This is a genomic window from Citrobacter sp. CK180, assembly GCF_030333655.1.
GTDB classification, from domain to species: domain Bacteria; phylum Pseudomonadota; class Gammaproteobacteria; order Enterobacterales; family Enterobacteriaceae; genus Citrobacter_B; species Citrobacter_B koseri.
Genome location: NZ_JAOWFM010000047.1, coordinates 1 through 21,706 on the forward strand (window position 1 = coordinate 1; position 21,706 = coordinate 21,706).

Annotated in this window: 19 protein-coding genes and 1 riboswitch; of the genes, 10 read left to right on the top strand and 9 right to left on the bottom strand. The window is 54.1% G+C overall.

The window, feature by feature from the left end:
• From tuf to rpoC, 9 genes are all read left to right on the top strand, one after another.
• The coding region (tuf, locus tag OGV50_RS10935) for an elongation factor Tu (RefSeq protein ID WP_286450944.1) at positions 1–1,050 on the top strand (1,050 nt) is incomplete at its 5' end.
• Positions 1,051–1,281: 231 nt separating this feature from the next.
• Positions 1,282–1,665: a preprotein translocase subunit SecE gene (secE, locus tag OGV50_RS10940; protein ID WP_012133816.1), complete on the top strand. Its 384-nt coding sequence runs from the start codon at positions 1,282–1,284 to the stop codon at positions 1,663–1,665.
• A 1-nt stretch (position 1,666) separates the two neighbouring features.
• Entirely contained in the window at positions 1,667–2,212 is a 546-nt protein-coding gene (nusG, locus tag OGV50_RS10945; protein ID WP_003862341.1) for a transcription termination/antitermination protein NusG, read from the top strand.
• A 156-nt stretch (positions 2,213–2,368) separates the two neighbouring features.
• Positions 2,369–2,797, top strand: a complete 429-nt coding sequence (gene rplK, locus OGV50_RS10950) for a 50S ribosomal protein L11 (protein ID WP_012133815.1) — start codon at positions 2,369–2,371, stop codon at positions 2,795–2,797.
• Between the two features lie 3 nt (positions 2,798–2,800).
• Positions 2,801–3,508 carry a 50S ribosomal protein L1 gene (rplA, locus tag OGV50_RS10955; protein WP_012133813.1) on the top strand — a complete coding sequence of 236 codons (708 nt, stop codon included), beginning with the start codon at positions 2,801–2,803 and terminating at the stop codon, positions 3,506–3,508.
• Between the two features lie 414 nt (positions 3,509–3,922).
• Positions 3,923–4,420 (top strand): 50S ribosomal protein L10, encoded by a 498-nt coding sequence (gene rplJ, locus OGV50_RS10960; protein WP_004097644.1) that lies wholly within the window; start codon positions 3,923–3,925, stop codon positions 4,418–4,420.
• Between the two features lie 66 nt (positions 4,421–4,486).
• Positions 4,487–4,852 (top strand): 50S ribosomal protein L7/L12, encoded by a 366-nt coding sequence (rplL, locus tag OGV50_RS10965; protein ID WP_012133812.1) that lies wholly within the window; start codon positions 4,487–4,489, stop codon positions 4,850–4,852.
• 319 nt (positions 4,853–5,171) lie between these two features.
• Positions 5,172–9,200 (top strand): DNA-directed RNA polymerase subunit beta, encoded by a 4,029-nt coding sequence (rpoB, locus tag OGV50_RS10970; protein WP_024130652.1) that lies wholly within the window; start codon positions 5,172–5,174, stop codon positions 9,198–9,200.
• 76 nt (positions 9,201–9,276) lie between these two features.
• Positions 9,277–13,500, top strand: coding sequence for a DNA-directed RNA polymerase subunit beta' (gene rpoC / locus OGV50_RS10975; RefSeq protein WP_012133810.1), 4,224 nt, complete (start codon positions 9,277–9,279; stop codon positions 13,498–13,500).
• Positions 13,501–13,752: 252 nt separating this feature from the next.
• Here rpoC and OGV50_RS10980 read toward each other — a convergent pair whose 3' ends face one another.
• The 9 genes from OGV50_RS10980 to OGV50_RS11020 form a co-directional block, all read right to left on the bottom strand.
• On the bottom strand, positions 13,753–14,070 hold the full coding sequence (locus OGV50_RS10980) for a PTS lactose/cellobiose transporter subunit IIA (RefSeq protein ID WP_012133809.1): 318 nt from the start codon (positions 14,068–14,070) through the stop codon (positions 13,753–13,755).
• A 4-nt stretch (positions 14,071–14,074) separates the two neighbouring features.
• Positions 14,075–14,380 carry a PTS sugar transporter subunit IIB gene (locus OGV50_RS10985; protein WP_012133808.1) on the bottom strand — a complete coding sequence of 102 codons (306 nt, stop codon included), beginning with the start codon at positions 14,378–14,380 and terminating at the stop codon, positions 14,075–14,077.
• Positions 14,381–14,688: 308 nt separating this feature from the next.
• On the bottom strand, positions 14,689–15,819 hold the full coding sequence (gene thiH / locus OGV50_RS10990; protein WP_012133806.1) for a 2-iminoacetate synthase ThiH: 1,131 nt from the start codon (positions 15,817–15,819) through the stop codon (positions 14,689–14,691).
• Positions 15,816–16,586 (bottom strand): thiazole synthase, encoded by a 771-nt coding sequence (thiG, locus tag OGV50_RS10995; protein WP_200093349.1) that lies wholly within the window; start codon positions 16,584–16,586, stop codon positions 15,816–15,818. The genes thiH and thiG overlap by 4 nt, the downstream gene beginning before the upstream one ends.
• Before the next feature lies 1 nt (position 16,587).
• On the bottom strand, positions 16,588–16,788 hold the full coding sequence (gene thiS, locus OGV50_RS11000; protein WP_012133804.1) for a sulfur carrier protein ThiS: 201 nt from the start codon (positions 16,786–16,788) through the stop codon (positions 16,588–16,590).
• Positions 16,769–17,527, bottom strand: coding sequence for a thiazole biosynthesis adenylyltransferase ThiF (gene thiF, locus OGV50_RS11005; protein ID WP_110494816.1), 759 nt, complete (start codon positions 17,525–17,527; stop codon positions 16,769–16,771). The genes thiS and thiF overlap by 20 nt, the downstream gene beginning before the upstream one ends.
• Entirely contained in the window at positions 17,520–18,155 is a 636-nt protein-coding gene (gene thiE / locus OGV50_RS11010; protein WP_058668398.1) for a thiamine phosphate synthase, read from the bottom strand. The genes thiF and thiE overlap by 8 nt, the downstream gene beginning before the upstream one ends.
• Positions 18,155–20,050 carry a phosphomethylpyrimidine synthase ThiC gene (thiC, locus tag OGV50_RS11015; protein ID WP_286488539.1) on the bottom strand — a complete coding sequence of 632 codons (1,896 nt, stop codon included), beginning with the start codon at positions 20,048–20,050 and terminating at the stop codon, positions 18,155–18,157. Before thiC ends, thiE begins: the two co-directional genes overlap by 1 nt.
• Before the next feature lie 85 nt (positions 20,051–20,135).
• A riboswitch (TPP riboswitch) is annotated at positions 20,136–20,245 on the bottom strand.
• Positions 20,246–20,295: 50 nt separating this feature from the next.
• Positions 20,296–20,799, bottom strand: a complete 504-nt coding sequence (locus OGV50_RS11020) for an Rsd/AlgQ family anti-sigma factor (protein WP_012133800.1) — start codon at positions 20,797–20,799, stop codon at positions 20,296–20,298.
• Between the two features lie 96 nt (positions 20,800–20,895).
• On the opposite strand from OGV50_RS11020, the gene nudC reads away from it, so the two are divergent.
• The gene (gene nudC, locus OGV50_RS11025; RefSeq protein WP_047459742.1) at positions 20,896–21,669 is read left to right on the top strand and encodes an NAD(+) diphosphatase; all 774 of its coding nucleotides are present in this window, start codon (positions 20,896–20,898) and stop codon (positions 21,667–21,669) included.
• The last annotated feature ends 37 nt before the right edge of the window (positions 21,670–21,706 follow it).

Below are 21,706 nucleotides of genomic sequence, written 5' to 3' on the forward strand. Positions count from 1 at the left end.
GCATTCGACCAGATCGATAACGCGCCGGAAGAAAAAGCTCGTGGTATCACCATCAACACTTCTCACGTTGAATACGACACCCCGACTCGCCACTACGCGCACGTAGACTGCCCGGGCCACGCCGACTATGTTAAAAACATGATCACCGGTGCTGCGCAGATGGACGGCGCGATCCTGGTTGTTGCTGCGACTGACGGCCCGATGCCGCAGACCCGTGAGCACATCCTGCTGGGTCGTCAGGTAGGCGTTCCGTACATCATCGTGTTCCTGAACAAATGCGACATGGTTGATGACGAAGAGCTGCTGGAACTGGTTGAGATGGAAGTGCGTGAACTGCTGTCTCAGTACGATTTCCCGGGCGACGACACGCCGATCGTTCGTGGTTCTGCTCTGAAGGCGCTGGAAGGCGACGCAGAGTGGGAAGCGAAAATCATCGAACTGGCTGGCTACCTGGATTCTTACATCCCGGAACCAGAGCGTGCGATTGACAAGCCTTTCCTGCTGCCGATCGAAGACGTATTCTCCATCTCCGGTCGTGGTACCGTTGTTACCGGTCGTGTAGAGCGCGGTATCATCAAAGTGGGCGAAGAAGTTGAAATCGTTGGTATCAAAGAGACTGCGAAGTCTACCTGTACTGGCGTTGAAATGTTCCGCAAACTGCTGGACGAAGGCCGTGCTGGTGAGAACGTAGGTGTTCTGCTGCGTGGTATCAAACGTGAAGAAATCGAACGTGGTCAGGTACTGGCTAAGCCGGGTTCCATCAAGCCGCACACCAAGTTCGAATCTGAAGTGTACATTCTGTCCAAAGATGAAGGCGGCCGTCATACTCCGTTCTTCAAAGGCTACCGTCCGCAGTTCTACTTCCGTACAACTGACGTGACTGGCACCATCGAACTGCCGGAAGGCGTAGAGATGGTAATGCCGGGCGACAACATCAAAATGGTTGTTACCCTGATCCACCCGATCGCGATGGACGACGGTCTGCGTTTCGCAATCCGTGAAGGCGGCCGTACTGTTGGCGCAGGCGTGGTTGCTAAAGTTCTCGGCTAATCGCTGATAACATTTGACGCAATGCGCAATAAAAGGGCATCATTTGATGCCCTTTTTGCACGCTTTCACATCAGAACCTGGCTCATCAGTGATTTTTTTTGTCATAATCATTGCTGAGACAGGCTCTGCTGAGGGCGTTTAGTCCGAAACGCAACACAGAGCATTTCGGTTTGGATTGCCTCGCATACGCGGGGTGAAAATGTTTGTAGAATACTTCTGACAGGTTGGTTTATGAGTGCGAATACCGAAGCTCAAGGAAGCGGGCGCGGCCTGGAAGCGATGAAGTGGGTCGTTGTTGTCGCATTGCTGCTTGTGGCTATTGTGGGCAACTACCTCTATCGCGACATGATGCTGCCGCTGCGTGCGCTGGCCGTAGTAATTCTGATTGCTGCAGCGGGTGGTGTCGCGCTGTTGACGACAAAAGGTAAAGCAACCGTTGCTTTTGCCCGTGAAGCGCGTACCGAAGTCCGTAAGGTCATTTGGCCGACTCGCCAGGAAACATTGCACACCACGCTGATTGTGGCTGCGGTTACCGCAGTAATGTCACTGATCCTGTGGGGACTGGATGGTATTCTGGTTCGCCTGGTATCCTTTATCACTGGCCTGAGGTTCTGAGATGTCTGAAGCTCCTAAAAAGCGCTGGTACGTCGTTCAGGCGTTTTCCGGTTTTGAAGGCCGCGTAGCAACATCGCTGCGTGAGCATATCAAATTACACAATATGGAAGAGTTGTTTGGTGAAGTCATGGTGCCGACCGAAGAAGTGGTCGAAATCCGTGGTGGCCAGCGTCGCAAAAGCGAGCGCAAATTCTTCCCGGGCTACGTCCTGGTTCAGATGGTGATGAACGACGCAAGCTGGCACTTGGTGCGCAGTGTTCCGCGTGTGATGGGCTTCATCGGCGGTACGTCTGACCGTCCGGCGCCAATCAGCGACAAAGAAGTTGATGCGATCATGAACCGTCTGCAACAGGTCGGTGATAAACCGCGTCCGAAAACGCTGTTTGAACCGGGTGAAATGGTTCGTGTTAACGACGGTCCGTTTGCTGACTTTAACGGCGTTGTTGAAGAAGTGGACTACGAGAAGTCCCGCCTGAAGGTGTCTGTTTCTATCTTTGGTCGTGCGACTCCGGTAGAACTGGACTTTGCCCAGGTTGAGAAAGCCTAAGCAGCGATCAAAAAAGCGGCGATTTAATCGTTGCACAAGGCGCGAGATTGGAATACAATTTCGCGCCTTTTGTTTTTATGGGCCTGGCCCGTAAAACGATTTTTTATATCACGGGGAGCCTGTTTTCAGGCGTTATACCCAAACGAGGAAATTGCAATGGCTAAGAAAGTACAAGCCTACGTCAAGCTGCAAGTTGCAGCTGGTATGGCTAACCCGAGTCCGCCAGTGGGTCCGGCTCTGGGTCAGCAGGGCGTAAACATCATGGAATTCTGCAAAGCGTTCAACGCAAAAACTGATTCCATCGAAAAAGGTCTGCCGATTCCGGTTGTTATCACCGTTTACGCTGACCGTTCTTTCACCTTCATTACCAAAACGCCTCCGGCAGCAGTTCTGCTGAAGAAAGCGGCTGGTATTAAGTCTGGTTCCGGCAAGCCGAACAAAGACAAAGTAGGTAAAATTTCCCGCGCTCAGCTGCAGGAAATCGCGCAGACCAAAGCTGCCGACATGACTGGTGCCGACATTGAAGCGATGACTCGCTCCATCGAAGGTACTGCACGTTCCATGGGCCTGGTAGTGGAGGACTAAGAAATGGCTAAACTGACCAAGCGCATGCGTGTGATCCGTGAGAAAGTTGATGCGACCAAACAGTACGACATCAACGAAGCTATCTCTCTGCTGAAAGAACTGGCCACTGCTAAGTTCGTAGAAAGCGTAGACGTTGCCGTTAACCTCGGCATCGACGCGCGTAAATCTGACCAGAACGTACGTGGTGCAACTGTACTGCCGCACGGTACTGGCCGTTCTGTTCGCGTAGCCGTATTTACCCAGGGTGCAAACGCTGAAGCTGCTAAAGCTGCTGGCGCTGAACTGGTAGGTATGGAAGATCTGGCTGAACAGATCAAGAAAGGCGAAATGAACTTTGACGTTGTTATTGCTTCCCCGGATGCAATGCGCGTTGTTGGCCAGCTGGGCCAGGTTCTGGGTCCGCGTGGCCTGATGCCGAACCCGAAAGTGGGTACTGTAACGCCTAACGTTGCTGAAGCGGTTAAGAACGCTAAAGCTGGTCAGGTTCGTTACCGTAACGACAAAAACGGCATCATCCACACCACCATCGGTAAAGTGGATTTTGACGCTGACAAACTGAAAGAAAACCTGGAAGCTCTGCTGGTTGCGCTGAAAAAAGCAAAACCGACTCAGGCGAAAGGCGTGTACATCAAGAAAGTTAGCATCTCCACCACCATGGGTGCTGGCGTTGCCGTTGATCAGTCCGGTCTGACTGCGACTGTGGCGAACTAATATTCGCCTTTACGTGGGCGGTGATTTTGTCTACAATCTTACCCCCACGTTTCTGCTAATTGCAGACGTATATCCGAGATATTCAGGCTGTGGCAAGGCGACAACTGAGTGAATCGCCAGGAGCATAGTCAACTATGTGACTGGTGTGAACGAAGGCAGTCAACGCCGGCACAGATTGAATAGCGACAGATAGACAAGATTTGTTCGTTGGAGCCTGGCCTATCCAGGCCTCCGTCGAAGACCGCAGGTGTTTCGTAAGAAACTTAATGCCCTGCGTAGACGGTGACAGAACGCTAAGATTATTTTTTATACTCTGGCTTGTTTCTGCTCACCGTATTAAGACGCTCTCCTCGTTGAGGAAAGTGAAGTGAGTTCCAGAGCATGAGCTCTGGCAAACATCCAGGAGCAAAGCTAATGGCTTTAAATCTTCAAGACAAACAAGCGATTGTTGCTGAAGTCAGCGAAGTAGCCAAAGGCGCGCTGTCTGCAGTAGTTGCGGATTCCCGTGGCGTAACTGTAGATAAAATGACTGAACTGCGTAAAGCAGGTCGTGAAGCTGGCGTTTACATGCGTGTTGTTCGTAACACCCTGCTGCGCCGCGTCGTTGAAGGTACTCCGTTCGAGTGCCTGAAAGACACGTTTGTTGGTCCGACCCTGATTGCATACTCTATGGAACACCCGGGCGCTGCTGCTCGTCTGTTCAAAGAGTTCGCGAAAGCGAATGCAAAATTTGAGGTCAAAGCCGCTGCCTTTGAAGGTGAGCTGATCCCGGCGTCTCAGATCGACCGCCTGGCAACTCTGCCGACCTACGAAGAAGCAATTGCACGCCTGATGGCAACCATGAAAGAAGCTTCGGCTGGCAAACTGGTTCGTACTCTGGCTGCTGTACGCGATGCGAAAGAAGCTGCTTAATCGCAGTTATCTTTGTAACGCATCCGCTTACGTATAAACTTATTCTGATATTCAGGAACAATTTAAATGTCTATCACTAAAGATCAAATCATTGAAGCAGTATCCGCTATGTCCGTAATGGACGTTGTAGAACTGATCTCTGCAATGGAAGAAAAATTCGGTGTTTCCGCTGCTGCTGCTGTTGCTGTAGCTGCTGGCCCGGTTGAAGCTGCTGAAGAAAAAACTGAATTCGACGTAATTCTGAAAGCTGCTGGCGCTAACAAAGTTGCTGTTATCAAAGCAGTACGTGGCGCAACTGGCCTGGGTCTGAAAGAAGCTAAAGACCTGGTAGAATCTGCTCCGGCCGCTCTGAAAGAAGGCGTGAGCAAAGATGACGCTGAAGCTCTGAAAAAATCTCTGGAAGAAGCTGGCGCTGAAGTTGAAGTTAAATAAGCCAACCCTTCCGGTTGCAGCCTAAGAAATTAGGCTGATGGCTGGTGACTTTTTAGTCACCAGCCTTTTTGCGCTGTAAGGCGCCAGTAGCGTTTCACACTGTTTGACTACTGGTTGTCCTGACAATGCTTGTTTCTATCGACGACTTAATATACTGCGACAGAACGCCCGTTCTGTGTAAATCGCAATGAAATGGTTTAAGCGTGATAGCAACAGGCATTGCGGAAAGTATTCCATTTTCCGGTCAACAAAATAGTGTTGCACAAACTGTCCCTCCGCAGGACAGATGGGTCGACTTGTCAGCGAGCTGAGGAACCCTATGGTTTACTCCTATACCGAGAAAAAACGTATTCGTAAGGATTTTGGTAAACGTCCACAAGTTCTGGATGTACCTTATCTCCTTTCTATCCAGCTTGACTCGTTTCAGAAGTTTATCGAGCAAGATCCTGAAGGGCAGTACGGTCTGGAAGCTGCATTCCGTTCCGTGTTCCCGATTCAGAGCTACAGCGGTAATTCCGAGCTGCAATACGTCAGCTACCGCCTTGGCGAACCGGTGTTTGACGTTCAGGAATGTCAGATCCGTGGCGTGACCTATTCCGCACCGCTGCGCGTAAAACTGCGTCTGGTGATCTACGAGCGCGAAGCGCCGGAAGGCACCGTAAAAGACATTAAAGAACAAGAAGTCTACATGGGCGAAATTCCGCTCATGACCGACAACGGTACTTTCGTTATCAACGGTACTGAGCGTGTTATCGTTTCCCAGCTGCATCGTAGCCCGGGTGTTTTCTTCGACAGCGATAAAGGTAAAACTCACTCTTCCGGTAAAGTACTGTATAACGCGCGCATCATTCCTTACCGTGGTTCATGGCTGGACTTCGAGTTCGATCCGAAAGACAACCTGTTTGTCCGTATCGACCGTCGTCGTAAACTGCCTGCGACCATCATTCTGCGTGCACTGCAATACACCACTGAGCAGATCCTGGACCTGTTCTTTGAGAAAGTGATCTTCGAGATCCGCGACAACAAGTTGCAGATGGAACTGGTGCCGGAACGCCTGCGTGGTGAAACCGCCTCCTTTGACATCGAAGCCAACGGCAAAGTGTACGTCGAAAAAGGTCGTCGCATTACTGCGCGCCACATTCGCCAGCTGGAAAAAGACGATATCAAACATATCGAAGTTCCGGTTGAGTACATCGCGGGTAAAGTGGCGTCTAAAGACTACGTTGACGAATCAACTGGCGAGCTGATCTGCGCAGCGAACATGGAGCTGAGCCTGGATCTGCTGGCGAAGCTGAGCCAGTCTGGCCACAAGCGTATCGAAACGCTGTTCACCAACGATCTGGATCACGGCCCGTACATTTCAGAAACGGTACGTATCGACCCGACCAACGATCGTCTGAGCGCGCTGGTAGAAATCTACCGCATGATGCGCCCGGGTGAGCCGCCGACTCGTGAAGCGGCTGAAAGCCTGTTTGAGAACCTGTTCTTCTCCGAAGACCGCTATGACCTGTCTGCGGTTGGTCGTATGAAGTTCAACCGTTCTCTGCTGCGCGACGAAATTGAAGGTTCCGGTATCCTGAGCAAAGACGACATCATTGACGTGATGAAGAAGCTCATTGATATCCGTAACGGTAAAGGCGAAGTCGATGATATCGACCACCTCGGCAACCGTCGTATCCGTTCCGTAGGCGAAATGGCGGAAAACCAATTCCGCGTTGGCCTGGTGCGTGTTGAGCGTGCGGTGAAAGAGCGTCTGTCTCTGGGCGATCTGGATACCCTGATGCCTCAGGACATGATCAACGCCAAACCGATTTCTGCGGCAGTGAAAGAGTTCTTCGGTTCCAGCCAGCTGTCTCAGTTTATGGACCAGAACAACCCGCTGTCTGAGATTACGCACAAACGTCGTATCTCCGCACTCGGCCCAGGCGGTCTGACCCGTGAACGCGCAGGCTTCGAAGTTCGAGACGTACACCCGACCCACTACGGTCGCGTATGTCCTATCGAAACGCCTGAAGGTCCGAACATCGGTCTGATCAACTCCCTGTCCGTGTACGCACAGACTAACGAATACGGTTTCCTTGAGACTCCGTATCGTAAAGTCACCGACGGCGTGGTGACTGACGAAATTCATTACCTGTCTGCTATCGAAGAAGGTAACTACGTTATCGCTCAGGCGAACTCCAACCTGGATGACGAAGGCCACTTTGTAGAAGATCTGGTTACCTGCCGTAGCAAAGGCGAATCCAGCTTGTTCAGCCGCGACCAGGTTGACTACATGGACGTTTCCACTCAGCAGGTGGTTTCCGTCGGTGCGTCCCTGATCCCGTTCCTGGAACACGATGACGCCAACCGTGCATTGATGGGTGCGAACATGCAACGTCAGGCGGTTCCGACTCTGCGCGCTGATAAGCCGCTGGTTGGTACCGGTATGGAACGTGCTGTTGCCGTTGACTCCGGTGTAACTGCGGTTGCTAAACGTGGCGGTACTGTTCAGTACGTAGATGCGTCCCGTATCGTTATCAAAGTTAACGAAGACGAGATGTACCCGGGCGAAGCAGGCATCGACATCTACAACCTGACCAAATACACCCGCTCTAACCAGAACACCTGTATCAACCAGATGCCGTGTGTTTCTCTGGGTGAGCCGGTTGAGCGCGGCGACGTGCTGGCTGACGGTCCGTCCACCGACCTCGGTGAACTGGCGCTGGGTCAGAACATGCGCGTAGCGTTCATGCCGTGGAACGGCTACAACTTCGAAGACTCCATCCTCGTTTCCGAGCGTGTTGTCCAGGAAGACCGTTTCACCACCATCCACATTCAGGAACTGGCCTGTGTGTCCCGTGACACCAAGCTGGGGCCGGAAGAGATCACCGCTGATATCCCGAACGTGGGTGAAGCTGCACTCTCTAAACTGGATGAATCCGGTATCGTTTACATCGGTGCGGAAGTGACCGGCGGCGACATTCTGGTTGGTAAGGTAACGCCGAAAGGTGAAACCCAGCTGACGCCAGAAGAAAAACTGCTGCGTGCGATCTTCGGTGAGAAAGCGTCTGACGTTAAAGACTCTTCTCTGCGCGTACCAAACGGTGTTTCCGGTACGGTTATCGACGTTCAGGTCTTTACTCGCGATGGCGTAGAAAAAGACAAACGTGCGCTGGAAATCGAAGAGATGCAGCTGAAGCAGGCGAAGAAAGACCTGTCTGAAGAATTGCAGATCCTCGAAGCTGGCCTGTTTAGCCGTATCCACGCTGTGCTGGTTTCCGGTGGCGTTGAAGCTGAGAAGCTCGACAAACTGCCGCGCGATCGCTGGCTGGAACTGGGCCTGACCGACGAAGAGAAACAAAATCAGCTGGAGCAACTGGCTGAGCAGTACGACGAACTGAAACACGAGTTCGAGAAAAAACTCGAAGCGAAACGCCGCAAAATCACTCAGGGCGACGATCTGGCACCGGGCGTGCTGAAGATTGTTAAGGTATATCTGGCGGTTAAACGCCGTATCCAGCCTGGTGACAAGATGGCAGGTCGTCACGGTAACAAGGGTGTAATTTCTAAGATCAACCCGATCGAAGATATGCCTTACGATGAAAACGGCACGCCGGTAGACATCGTACTGAACCCGCTGGGCGTACCATCTCGTATGAACATCGGTCAGATTCTGGAAACCCACCTGGGTATGGCTGCGAAAGGTATCGGCGATAAGATCAACGCCATGCTGAAACAGCAGCAGGAAGTCGCGAAACTGCGCGAATTCATCCAGCGTGCGTACGATCTGGGCGCTGACGTTCGTCAGAAAGTTGACCTGAATACCTTCAGCGATGAAGAAGTTCTGCGTCTGGCTGAAAACCTGCGCAAAGGTATGCCGATCGCAACGCCGGTGTTCGACGGTGCGAAAGAAGCGGAAATTAAAGAGCTGCTGAAACTGGGTGACCTGCCGACTTCCGGCCAGATCACGCTGTTTGACGGCCGTACCGGTGAACAGTTCGAGCGTTCGGTAACCGTAGGTTACATGTACATGCTGAAACTGAACCACCTGGTCGACGACAAAATGCACGCTCGTTCCACCGGTTCCTACAGCCTGGTTACTCAGCAGCCGCTGGGTGGTAAGGCGCAGTTCGGTGGTCAGCGCTTCGGGGAGATGGAAGTGTGGGCGCTGGAAGCATACGGCGCAGCATACACCTTGCAGGAAATGCTCACCGTTAAGTCTGATGACGTGAATGGCCGTACTAAGATGTATAAGAACATCGTGGACGGCAACCATCAGATGGAACCGGGCATGCCAGAATCCTTCAACGTATTGTTGAAAGAGATTCGTTCGCTGGGTATCAACATCGAACTGGAAGACGAGTAATTCTCGCTCAAACAGGTCACTGCTGCCGGGGTAATACCCGGCAGCGGAATGTGCTAACTCCGACGGGAGCAAATCCGTGAAAGACTTATTAAAGTTTCTGAAAGCGCAAACTAAAACCGAAGAGTTTGATGCGATCAAAATTGCTCTGGCTTCGCCAGACATGATCCGTTCATGGTCTTTCGGTGAAGTTAAAAAGCCGGAAACCATCAACTACCGTACGTTCAAGCCTGAGCGTGACGGCCTTTTCTGCGCCCGTATCTTCGGGCCGGTAAAAGATTACGAGTGCCTGTGCGGTAAGTACAAGCGCCTGAAACACCGTGGTGTGATCTGTGAGAAGTGCGGCGTTGAAGTGACCCAGACTAAAGTACGCCGTGAGCGTATGGGCCACATCGAGCTGGCGTCCCCGACTGCTCACATCTGGTTCCTGAAATCTCTGCCGTCTCGTATCGGCCTGCTGCTCGATATGCCGCTGCGCGATATCGAACGCGTGCTGTACTTCGAATCCTATGTGGTTATCGAAGGCGGTATGACTAATCTGGAACGCCAGCAGATCCTGACTGAAGAGCAGTATCTGGACGCGCTGGAAGAGTTCGGTGACGAATTCGACGCGAAAATGGGTGCGGAAGCTATTCAGGCCTTGCTGAAGAGCATGGATCTGGAGCAAGAGTGTGAAACTCTGCGCGAAGAGCTGAACGAAACCAACTCCGAAACCAAGCGTAAAAAGCTGACCAAGCGTATCAAACTGCTGGAAGCGTTCGTTCAGTCTGGTAACAAACCAGAGTGGATGATCCTGACCGTTCTGCCGGTTCTGCCGCCAGATCTGCGTCCGCTGGTTCCGCTGGATGGTGGTCGTTTCGCAACGTCGGATCTGAACGATCTGTATCGTCGCGTGATCAACCGTAACAACCGTCTGAAACGTCTGCTGGATCTGGCTGCGCCGGACATCATCGTACGTAACGAAAAACGTATGTTGCAGGAAGCGGTTGACGCCCTGCTGGATAACGGTCGTCGCGGTCGTGCGATCACCGGTTCTAACAAACGTCCTCTGAAATCTTTGGCCGACATGATCAAAGGTAAACAGGGTCGTTTCCGTCAGAACCTGCTCGGTAAGCGTGTTGACTACTCCGGTCGTTCTGTTATTACCGTAGGTCCATACCTGCGTCTGCATCAGTGCGGCCTGCCGAAGAAAATGGCGCTGGAGCTGTTCAAACCGTTCATCTACGGCAAGCTGGAACTGCGTGGCCTCGCCACCACCATCAAAGCCGCGAAGAAAATGGTTGAGCGTGAAGAAGCTGTCGTTTGGGATATCCTGGACGAAGTTATCCGCGAACACCCGGTACTGCTGAACCGTGCGCCAACACTGCACCGTTTGGGTATCCAGGCATTTGAACCGGTACTGATCGAAGGTAAAGCTATCCAGCTGCACCCGCTGGTTTGTGCGGCATATAACGCCGACTTCGATGGTGACCAGATGGCTGTTCACGTACCGCTGACGCTGGAAGCCCAGCTGGAAGCGCGTGCGCTGATGATGTCTACCAACAACATCCTGTCCCCGGCGAACGGCGAACCTATCATCGTTCCGTCTCAGGACGTTGTATTGGGTCTGTACTACATGACCCGTGACTGTGTTAACGCCAAAGGCGAAGGCATGGTGCTGACTGGCCCGAAAGAAGCTGAGCGTATTTATCGCGCTGGCCTGGCCTCTCTGCATGCGCGCGTTAAAGTGCGTATCACCGAATACGAAAAAGATGCTAACGGCGAATTCGTGGCGAAAACCAGCCTGAAAGACACGACCATCGGCCGTGCCATTCTGTGGATGATCGTACCGAAAGGTCTGCCTTTCTCCATCGTCAACCAGGCGCTGGGTAAGAAAGCCATCTCTAAAATGCTGAACACCTGCTACCGTATTCTGGGCCTGAAACCGACCGTTATTTTTGCGGACCAGACGATGTACACCGGCTTTGCTTATGCAGCGCGTTCAGGTGCATCCGTTGGTATCGACGATATGGTTATCCCGGAGAAGAAACACGAGATCATCTCCGAAGCGGAAGCCGAAGTTGCTGAGATCCAGGAACAGTTCCAGTCTGGTCTGGTAACAGCGGGCGAACGCTATAACAAAGTTATCGATATCTGGGCTGCGGCGAACGATCGTGTATCCAAGGCGATGATGGACAACCTACAGACCGAAACCGTGATTAACCGTGACGGTCAGGAAGAGCAGCAGGTTTCCTTCAACAGCATCTACATGATGGCCGACTCCGGTGCGCGTGGTTCTGCGGCACAGATTCGTCAGCTTGCTGGTATGCGTGGTCTGATGGCGAAGCCAGATGGCTCCATCATCGAAACGCCAATCACCGCGAACTTCCGTGAAGGTCTGAACGTACTCCAGTACTTCATCTCCACTCACGGTGCGCGTAAAGGTCTGGCGGATACCGCACTGAAAACAGCGAACTCCGGTTATCTGACTCGTCGTCTGGTTGACGTTGCGCAGGATCTGGTGGTAACTGAAGACGACTGCGGTACTCACGAAGGTATCCTGATGACTCCGGTTATCGAGGGTGGCGACGTTAAAGAGCCGCTGCGCGATCGCGTACTGGGTCGTGTGACTGCTGAAGACGTACTGAAGCCGGGCACCGCAGATATTCTGGTTCCGCGCAACACGCTGCTGCACGAACAGTGGTGTGACCTGCTGGAAGAGAACTCTGTTGACGCCGTTAAAGTGCGTTCCGTTGTATCCTGTGACACCGACTTTGGTGTATGTGCGCACTGCTACGGTCGTGACCTGGCGCGTGGCCACATCATCAACAAAGGTGAAGCTATCGGCGTTATCGCGGCACAGTCCATCGGTGAGCCGGGTACACAGCTGACGATGCGTACGTTCCACATCGGTGGTGCGGCATCTCGTGCGGCTGCTGAATCCAGCATCCAGGTGAAAAACAAAGGTAGCATCCGTCTGAGCAATGCGAAGTCGGTTGTGAACTCCAGCGGTAAACTGGTTATCACCTCCCGTAACACCGAGCTGAAACTGATCGACGAATTCGGTCGTACCAAAGAGAGCTATAAAGTGCCTTACGGCTCTGTTATGGCGAAAGGTGATGGTGAGCAGGTTGCCGGCGGCGAAACCGTTGCAAACTGGGACCCGCACACCATGCCGGTTATCACCGAAGTAAGTGGTTTCGTCCGCTTCACTGACATGATCGACGGCCAGACCATTACTCGTCAGACTGACGAGCTGACCGGTCTGTCTTCTCTGGTGGTCCTGGATTCCGCAGAGCGTACTACGGGTGGTAAAGACCTGCGTCCGGCGCTGAAAATCGTTGATGCTCAGGGTAACGACGTTCTGATCCCTGGCACCGATATGCCTGCGCAGTACTTCCTGCCGGGTAAAGCGATTGTTCAGCTGGAAGATGGCGTACAGATCAGCTCTGGTGACACCCTGGCGCGTGTTCCTCAGGAATCCGGCGGTACCAAGGATATTACCGGTGGTCTGCCGCGCGTTGCTGACCTGTTCGAAGCGCGTCGTCCGAAAGAGCCGGCAATCCTGGCTGAAATCAGCGGCATCATTTCCTTCGGTAAAGAAACCAAAGGTAAACGTCGTCTGGTTATCACCCCGGTAGACGGTAGCGAGCCGTACGAAGAGATGATTCCGAAATGGCGTCAGCTCAACGTGTTCGAAGGTGAACGTGTAGAACGTGGTGACGTGGTTTCCGATGGCCCGGAAGCGCCGCACGACATTCTGCGTCTGCGTGGTGTTCATGCTGTTACTCGTTACATCGTTAACGAAGTACAGGACGTATACCGTTTGCAGGGCGTTAAGATTAACGATAAACACATCGAAGTTATCGTTCGTCAGATGCTGCGTAAAGCCACCATCGAAAATGCAGGTAGCTCCGACTTCCTGGAAGGCGAGCAGGTTGAATACTCCCGCGTCAAGATCGCTAACCGCGACCTGGAAGCGAACGGCAAAGTGGGTGCAACGTTCTCCCGCGATCTGCTGGGTATCACCAAAGCGTCTCTGGCAACCGAGTCCTTCATCTCTGCGGCATCGTTCCAGGAGACCACGCGTGTCCTGACCGAAGCAGCCGTTGCGGGTAAACGCGACGAACTGCGTGGCCTGAAAGAGAACGTTATCGTGGGTCGTCTGATCCCGGCAGGTACCGGTTATGCGTACCACCAGGATCGTATGCGCCGCCGTGCTGCGGGTGAACTCCCGGCTGCACCGCAGGTGACTGCTGAAGATGCGTCTGCCAGCCTGGCAGAACTGCTGAACGCAGGCCTGGGCGGTTCTGATAACGATTAATCGTTGCTGACCATAATAAAAAACCCGCTTCGGCGGGTTTTTTTATGCCTGATGGCGCTTTGCTTATCAGGCCTACGGACACGGGGTGGACTTGTAGGCCGCCTGATGGCGCTTTGCTTATCAGGCCTACGGATACAGGGTGGACTTGTAGGCCGCCTGATGGCGCTTTGCTTATCAGGCCTACGGATACGGGGTGAACTTGTAGGCCGGATAAGGCGTAGCCGCCATCCGGCAACGGGTCTGCGGTACGCTTTAATTCACCAGCGGCAACCGACGATAAAGCTCAATCATATCGCCCGCCAAATCTTGAATAACCATCGCGTTCATCAGATGATCCTGGGAATGAACGGTGATCAGATTAACAGGCAGTTTTCCGGTTCCTTCATCAATCCCAATCAGCTTTGTCTGGATGCCGTGTGCCAGTTTGACAAACTCGCGCGACTCTTCCATCGCTTTCTCGGCGCCAGCAAAATCGCCTTTTCGCGCCAGTTGCAGCGCGGTCAGTGCCGAACTACGGGCTGCGCCTGCGTTGACCAGCAGCTCCATGATGATCGTCTCTAACTCTTCCATGCTATTACTCCATGAGCTTGAGGGCTTTTTCCAGCACGGCATCGCCTTTCATCATGCCGTAATCCATCATGTCGATAACCGCGACCTTTTTACCTAAGGGGTCGGCAAGCGCCTGTAATTTCGCCTGTTCATACTTGACCTGAGGGCCAAGCAAAACAATATCCGCAGTGGCGATGTTTTCTTTAAATTCAGCCACCGGAACAGCTTTGATACTGACTTCAACCCCTTTCTTCTGAGCGGCGTCTTTCATCCGTTGCACCAGCATGCTGGTGGACATCCCGGCGGCACAGCATAAAACGATATTCTTCATAATCGGCTCTCACGGTTCCCTTGGTTCTTCATCTTTAGCCTGTGGCCGGGGGGAGAACAACCGTCTTAAAGTGAATGTGTGTAAAACATCACACAAAAACTGAAACCGGTTGCAGTAATCCGATGGGGTCTGCAAAGACCGTCTGACCAGATGTGAAGGCAGGGCGAAATGAGGAAGGAATTTTTCGCCCTGGTCAGCGTCCGCTGCCGACCACGACAACATAAAAAAACGGGAGCCTGACGACAATCTCCCGTTTTTTGTATTACGCACCGGTGCGCAAAAAAATTACGCTGTGTCACATTCGTGCATTATGTTTGCGAAGCACGCCCCAGATAACTATCCCAGTCTTTCCAGACGGGCTGTAACCCCTGTGCGGTCAGTGCATTAGCAACGGCTTCCGGTCGGCGATCGTCATGAGGAGAAAACTGCTCCAGCTCGGGATGATTATCAGCATAGCCGCCTGGCTGCGTTTTTGAAAATGCGCTGACGTTATTAATCGCCAAAGGAATAACGTGATCGCGAAACCACGGCGATTCGCGCGTTGAGAGCGACAGCTCAATCTCCGGTGCCAGCAGACGAAATGCGCAAATGGTTTGCACCAACTGGCGCTCATCCATGATGGAGGCGGGTTCGACGCCGCCAGTACACGGGCGCAGACGCGGGAAGGAGATAGAGTAGCGGCTCTGCCAGTAATGCTTCTGCATCCAGAGCAGATGCTCGGCTACCATGTAGCAGTCCACACGCCAGCTATCAGACAGCCCAATCAACGCGCCGAGACCAATTTTGTCGATACCTGCCCGACCCAGCCTGTCCGGGGTTTCCAGCCGCCAGAAGAAATCCTGCTTTTTCCCTTTCAGATGGTGTTGTGCGTAAATCGCCTCATGGTAGGTCTCCTGGTAGACCATCACGCCGTCAAGCCCCAGCGTTTTTAACTCGCTATACTCTTCTTCCGCCAGCGGCTGCACTTCCATCTGGAGTGAAGAAAACTGGCGACGGATAGCGGGCAAATGACGACGAAAATAGTCCATGCCGACTTTGGCCTGGTGCTCGCCAGTGACCAGCAGGAGATGCTCAAAACCCAGCTCGCGAATCGCCTCGCATTCACGGCCTATTTCTGTTTCATCCAGCGTCTTGCGCTTAATGCGGTTACTCATGGAAAAGCCGCAGTAAGTGCAGTCGTTGGCGCACAGATTGGAGAGATACAGCGGCACATAAAAGCTGACGGTATTGCCAAAGCGCTGACGGGTAAGGCGCTGCGCTCGTTGGGCCAACGGCTCCAGATAGTCGCTGGCGGCGGGTGAAAGCAGCGCCATCATGTCGTCGCGGCTAAGTTGCGTGGCGTTAAGCGCCCGTTCCACATCGGCGGCGGTTTTGCTGTTGATGCGCAGGCGAATATCGTCCCAGTCCAGCTGTTGCCAGCGGTCGGTGAACGTTTTCATGCCGAAGCCTCCAGAAATCCGGTGAGCGGGCTGGTGGCCTGAGCGTAGCTGCTGCGCGTTCCGGGTACGGCCCGACGCGCCATAACTCCGGCTTCAACCGCCAGGCGAAAAGCCTGCGCCATCATCACCGGATCATCTGCTACCGCAATCGCCGTATTCACCAGTACCGCGTCAGCGCCCATTTCCAGCGCCTGTGTGGCGTGGCTGGGAACGCCGATACCGGCATCGACCACCACCGGAACGGTGGCCTGTTGGATGATGATCTCCAGCATCGCGCGCGTCTCCAGCCCCTGATTTGAACCAATGGGCGCACCGAGCGGCATGACGGCGGCGCAGCCAACCTCCTCAAGACGTTTGCACAACACCGGGTCGGCGCCGCAGTAGGGCAGCACGACGAATCCCTGTTTTACCAGCGCTTCTGCGGCTTTCAGCGTTTCGACAGGGTCCGGCAGCAGCCAGCGCGCGTCGGGGTGAATCTCCAGTTTCAGCCAGTGTGTGCCCAGGGCTTCCCGCGCCAGTTGCGCGGCGAAGATGGCTTCTTCCGCTGTTTTCGCACCGGAGGTATTGGGAAGCAGCGTTACCCCGGCATCAATAAGCGGCGCCAGAATCGCGTCATTGTGCTGGCGTAAATCCACGCGTTTCATCGCCAGCGTGACCAACTGGCTGCCGGAATCGCGAATCGCCTCGACCATCAGTTGTGAAGAGGCAAATTTCCCCGTGCCGGTGAACAGATGTGAATCAAATGTTTTATCTGCAATACGTAACATATCAACCCCCTGCAATAACCTGAAAAAGCAGGATCTGGTCGCCTTCCTGCACGATTTGCTGTTCCCACTGTTCACGCGGCAGGATCTGTTGATTCAGCGCCAGCGCCGCCCCTGGTTTCAGTTGGTTAAGCTGAGTGAGCAGATCGATAACGGACAGGCCGTCAGCGCACTGCATAGGTTCATCATTGAACTGAATCTGCATGACGCCCTCCGCATACCGGACAATCGCTGGCGCGATGCAATGCCAGACTGCGCCACTGGCTGGTTTTGGCATCGAATAACCGCAACTCGCCGCCGGGGATGTCCATCCCGCTCAGTAACTTGATGGCTTCCAGCGCCTGCAATGTTCCCATCACGCCGACAACGGGGCCGACGATCCCTGCCGTGCGGCAGTTGCGTTCCGGTTCTTCATCATCCGGCCACAGGCAGCGGTAGCAGCCCTGTTCCCAGGGCGGCGTCAGCACCATCAACTGGCCGCCAAAGCCGACGGCGCTGGCGGTAATAAGTGGAGTATCCAGCGCGACGCAGGCGGCGTTGATCTCCTGGCGGGTCGCCATGTTGTCGGTACAGTCGAGTACCACATCGGCGCGCTCAACCGCATGGCGGAGCGCATCGCCAGTGAGGCGCTGCTGTAACGCCAGCAGTTCAATATCCGGGTTCAGCCGCGCCAGCCGCTGCTTTGTCACCTGTGATTTAGGGCGGGCAATATCATCTGTGGTGAACAGGATTTGCCGTTGCAGATTGCTCAGATGCACTTCGTCATCGTCGGCTAAAACCAGCGTACCGATACCAGCGCCCGCCAGATAGAGCGCCGCAGGGGAACCCAAACCGCCCAGCCCGACAATCAGAACCCGGCTGGCAAGCAACTTTTGCTGCCCTTCAATGGCGATATCGCCGAGCAAAATTTGTCGGCTGTAGCGCATAAAGTCGCGATCATTCATCGCCAGCCCCCGCGATTGCCAGTAACTGCGCCGTTGCTTCGCGCCAGTCTTCCGCTTGGGTAATGGCGCTGACGACGGCAATACTGCCCACACCGGTTTCCAGCACCGGCGAGGCGCGTTCGAGGCTGATCCCGCCGATGGCAACGGTGGGGTAATCGCCAAGACGTTCAATATGGCGCGCCAGCTGCTCCAGTCCTTGCGGCGCGGACGGCATCTGTTTGGTTTGCGTCGGGAATACGTGGCCGAGTGCGATATAAGACGGTCTGGCCGCCAGCGCTATGTCGATTTCCATGTCATCGTGGGTGGAAACGCCTAAGCGCAGCCCGGCAGCCTGAATCGCCTTAAGGTCGGTGGTTTCCAGATCTTCCTGACCGAGATGCACCCCGTAAGCGTTGTGTTTGATCGCCAGTCGCCAGTAGTCATTGATGAACAGGCGGGCATTGTAGCGGCGACCCAGCGTGATAGCGGCTGATACGTCGTCCTCCACCTCTTCGTCGCGCTTGTCTTTGATACGTAGCTGGAGGGTGCGGACCCCCGCTTCCAGCAAGCGTTCGATCCATTGCACGCTATCAACGACCGGATAAAGCCCCAGGCGGAAAGGCACCGCCGGGAAATCGGGCTGATACATTATGCCTCCTCCTTCCTGAGATAGATTTCACCGCCTTTGGCGCGGAAGTTTTCTGACATATCCGCCATTCCTACCTCGATGGTCTGCGCCGCCGCGTAGTCGCGGACTTCCTGGCTGATCTTCATTGAACAGAATTTGGGGCCGCACATGGAGCAGAAGTGCGCCACTTTACCGGACTCCTGCGGCAGGGTTTCGTCGTGGTAGGCGCGGGCGGTGAACGGGTCAAGCGCCAGGTTAAACTGGTCTTCCCAGCGGAATTCAAAGCGGGCTTTCGACATGGCGTTATCGCGGATTTGCGCGCCAGGATGGCCTTTTGCCAGGTCGGCGGCATGCGCCGCGATTTTGTAGGTGATCAGCCCCTGTTTCACATCCTCTTTGTTCGGCAGGCCGAGGTGCTCTTTTGGCGTTACGTAGCAGAGCATGGCGCAGCCAAACCAGCCAATCATTGCCGCGCCAATGCCGGAGGTGAAGTGGTCGTAGCCCGGCGCAATATCGGTGGTCAGTGGCCCTAAGGTGTAGAACGGCGCTTCGTGGCAGTGTTCCAGCTCTTCGGTCATGTTACGGCGGATCATCTGCATCGGTACGTGGCCAGGGCCTTCAATCATCACCTGCACGTCGTACTCCCAGGCAATTTTGGTCAGCTTGCCCAGCGTGTGCAGCTCGGCAAACTGCGCTTCGTCGTTCGCATCCTGAATCGATCCCGGACGCAGACCGTCGCCCAGCGACAGCGAGACATCGTAAGCGGCGCAGATTTCGCAGATTTCGCGGAAGTGCTCGTAGAGGAAGTTTTCTTGATGGTGAGAGAGGCACCATTTCGCCATGATCGAACCGCCGCGCGAGACGATACCGGTCAGACGTTTTGCGGTCATTGGCACATAGCGCAGCAGCACACCCGCATGGATGGTGAAGTAGTCTACCCCTTGCTCGGCCTGCTCCAGCAGCGTGTCGCGGAAGGCTTCCCAGGTGAGATCTTCGGCGATCCCGTTCACTTTCTCCAGCGCCTGATAGATCGGCACGGTGCCGATCGGTACCGGGCTGTTACGCAGGATCCACTCGCGAGTTTCGTGAATATAGCGACCGGTTGAGAGGTCCATCACCGTATCTGCGCCCCAGCGCGTCGACCACACCAGTTTTTCCACCTCTTCTTCAATGGAGGAAGTGACCGCTGAGTTGCCGATATTGGCGTTGACCTTCACCAGGAAGTTGCGTCCGATGATCATCGGTTCGGATTCCGGGTGGTTGATGTTGGCCGGGATAATCGCGCGACCGGCGGCCACTTCGTCACGAACAAATTCCGGCGTGATGTTTTCCGGCAGGCGCGCGCCAAACCCAACGCCTGGATGCTGCTGGCGTAACACATCGCCGCGAATGCGCTCACGACCCATGTTTTCACGAATAGCGATGAACTCCATTTCCGGGGTTACAATCCCCTGACGCGCATAATGCAGTTGCGTTACGCACTTGCCCGCTTTGGCGCGCTTCGGCGTGAGCAGCCCCGTAAAACGCAGCTCGTCCAGTCCATCATCGGCCAGACGTTCTTTGGTGTACGCCGAGCTACGGTCGGTCAATTCTTCGCTGTCTGCACGAGCCTCAATCCAGGGCTGACGCAGTTTTGCCAGCCCCTGCTGAACGTTAATGGCGACATCAGGATCGCCATAGGGGCCAGAGGTGTCATAGACCGGGATGGCTTCGTTCTCTTCGTATTGCGGATTATCTTTGCCGCCGCCGATGAGCGTGGGGCTGAGCTGGATTTCACGCATCGGAATGCGGATGTCCGGTTGTGAGCCGGTAATATAAATACGTTTTGAGTTCGGAAAGGCGGTGCCTTCCAGGGTGTCGATAAAGTGTTGGGCCTGGGCGCGTTGTTCGCGGCGAGTCAATTTTGTTGCAGACATAGCTCATTCCAAAAAGTGAAGGACGTGGCTTGTCAGACGACGGATGGAGTAATGGATGCGCGTTGCCCGTACAGGCTGACGCATAAAGCAGTTTACTCTTGTTCCCTTCGCAGGTATTAGCCTGATCAGGTTCCGCGGATCCCGAATTAACGGTCTCAGCCTGTGTTTTCACACACGGCACTCCGACAAGATGTAACCCCGGCGACGGGGCAATGGATGTAAATTACTCGTTACTGATTCATAACTCAAGCAGGCCGTGCAATTCCGCTTTCATCCTGGGCATTAAGCGTTAGATTATTGTCGAAGGCCAGCAGGATGAGTTTATCTTCCAGCGTAAACCGCGCTTCCAGCGCTTCGCCGATGTCGGAGAGCACTTGCTGAAATTCCGCATAATTATCGTGATCGATCGCGTTCTCCAGGCTGGAGTCGTAATATTCCATGATCTGTTGAGTATTGGCTTCCAGCAATGAATGGAGGCGCGTTGCGGTCGAACGCGGGTTTCCCTCTTCCATTTCTCGGATAATGTGTTCATAAATACTGAAGTGTCCGGCGGAAAGGTAGTCGACCAGGCCCTGACAAAAATCATCCAGCGCTTTTTCATTCAGCCGCATGTACGATTCTTTGCCAGGCTTAATGCCAACCAGATTGTAGTAAGCCACGAGCAGGTGCTTACGTACATGTAGCCAGCGATCAACCAGTTTATTACTTCCTTCGACGTGTTCCGTCAGGCTTTCCAGCTGGTTTAGCATGATTGACTCCGCAAGTTTAGATTTAAAACTGCTCACCTGAAAAATGTAAATATAATGTTAACAACATGCCAGTGAAGCAAAGGTAGTGCAAGAGCTATGGATCGTATTATTGAAAAATTAGATCACGGTTGGTGGATCGTCAGTCACGAGCAAAAATTATGGTTGCCTCGTGGAGAATTGCCATATGGCGAAGCGACAAATTTCGATCTTGTGGGGCAGCGCGCACTCCTGATTGGCGAGTGGGAAGGGGAACCTGTCTGGCTGGTGTTACAGCATCGTCGGCATGATATGGGGTCGGTACGGCAGGTCATCGATCGGGACGTTGGCCTGTTTCAACTGGCGGGGCGGGGCGTGCAGCTGGCGGAATTTTACCGTTCGCACAAATTCTGCGGTTACTGCGGCCACCCCATGTACCCAAGCAAGACCGAATGGGCGATGCTGTGCAGCCACTGCCGCGAGCGTTACTATCCGCAGATTGCTCCCTGCATTATTGTCGCCATCCGGCGCGCCGATTCCATTTTACTGGCCCAGCATACGCGCCATCGCAACGGTGTTCATACGGTGCTGGCCGGGTTTGTGGAAGTGGGGGAGACCTTAGAGCAGGCGGTCGCGCGCGAAGTGATGGAAGAGAGCGGCATCAAAGTGAAAAATCTGCGTTACGTGACCTCACAGCCCTGGCCGTTCCCGCAATCGCTGATGACGGCGTTTATGGCGGAGTATGACAGCGGCGAGATTGTCATCGACCCGAAAGAGTTGCTGGAGGCGGGCTGGTATCGCTATGACGATCTTCCGTTATTGCCGCCGCCGGGCACGGTGGCGCGTCGTTTGATCGAAGATACTGTGGCAATGTGTCGGGCTGAGTATGAGTGATGGTACACTGGCACCCTGACGCAATGAAGGAACTGCA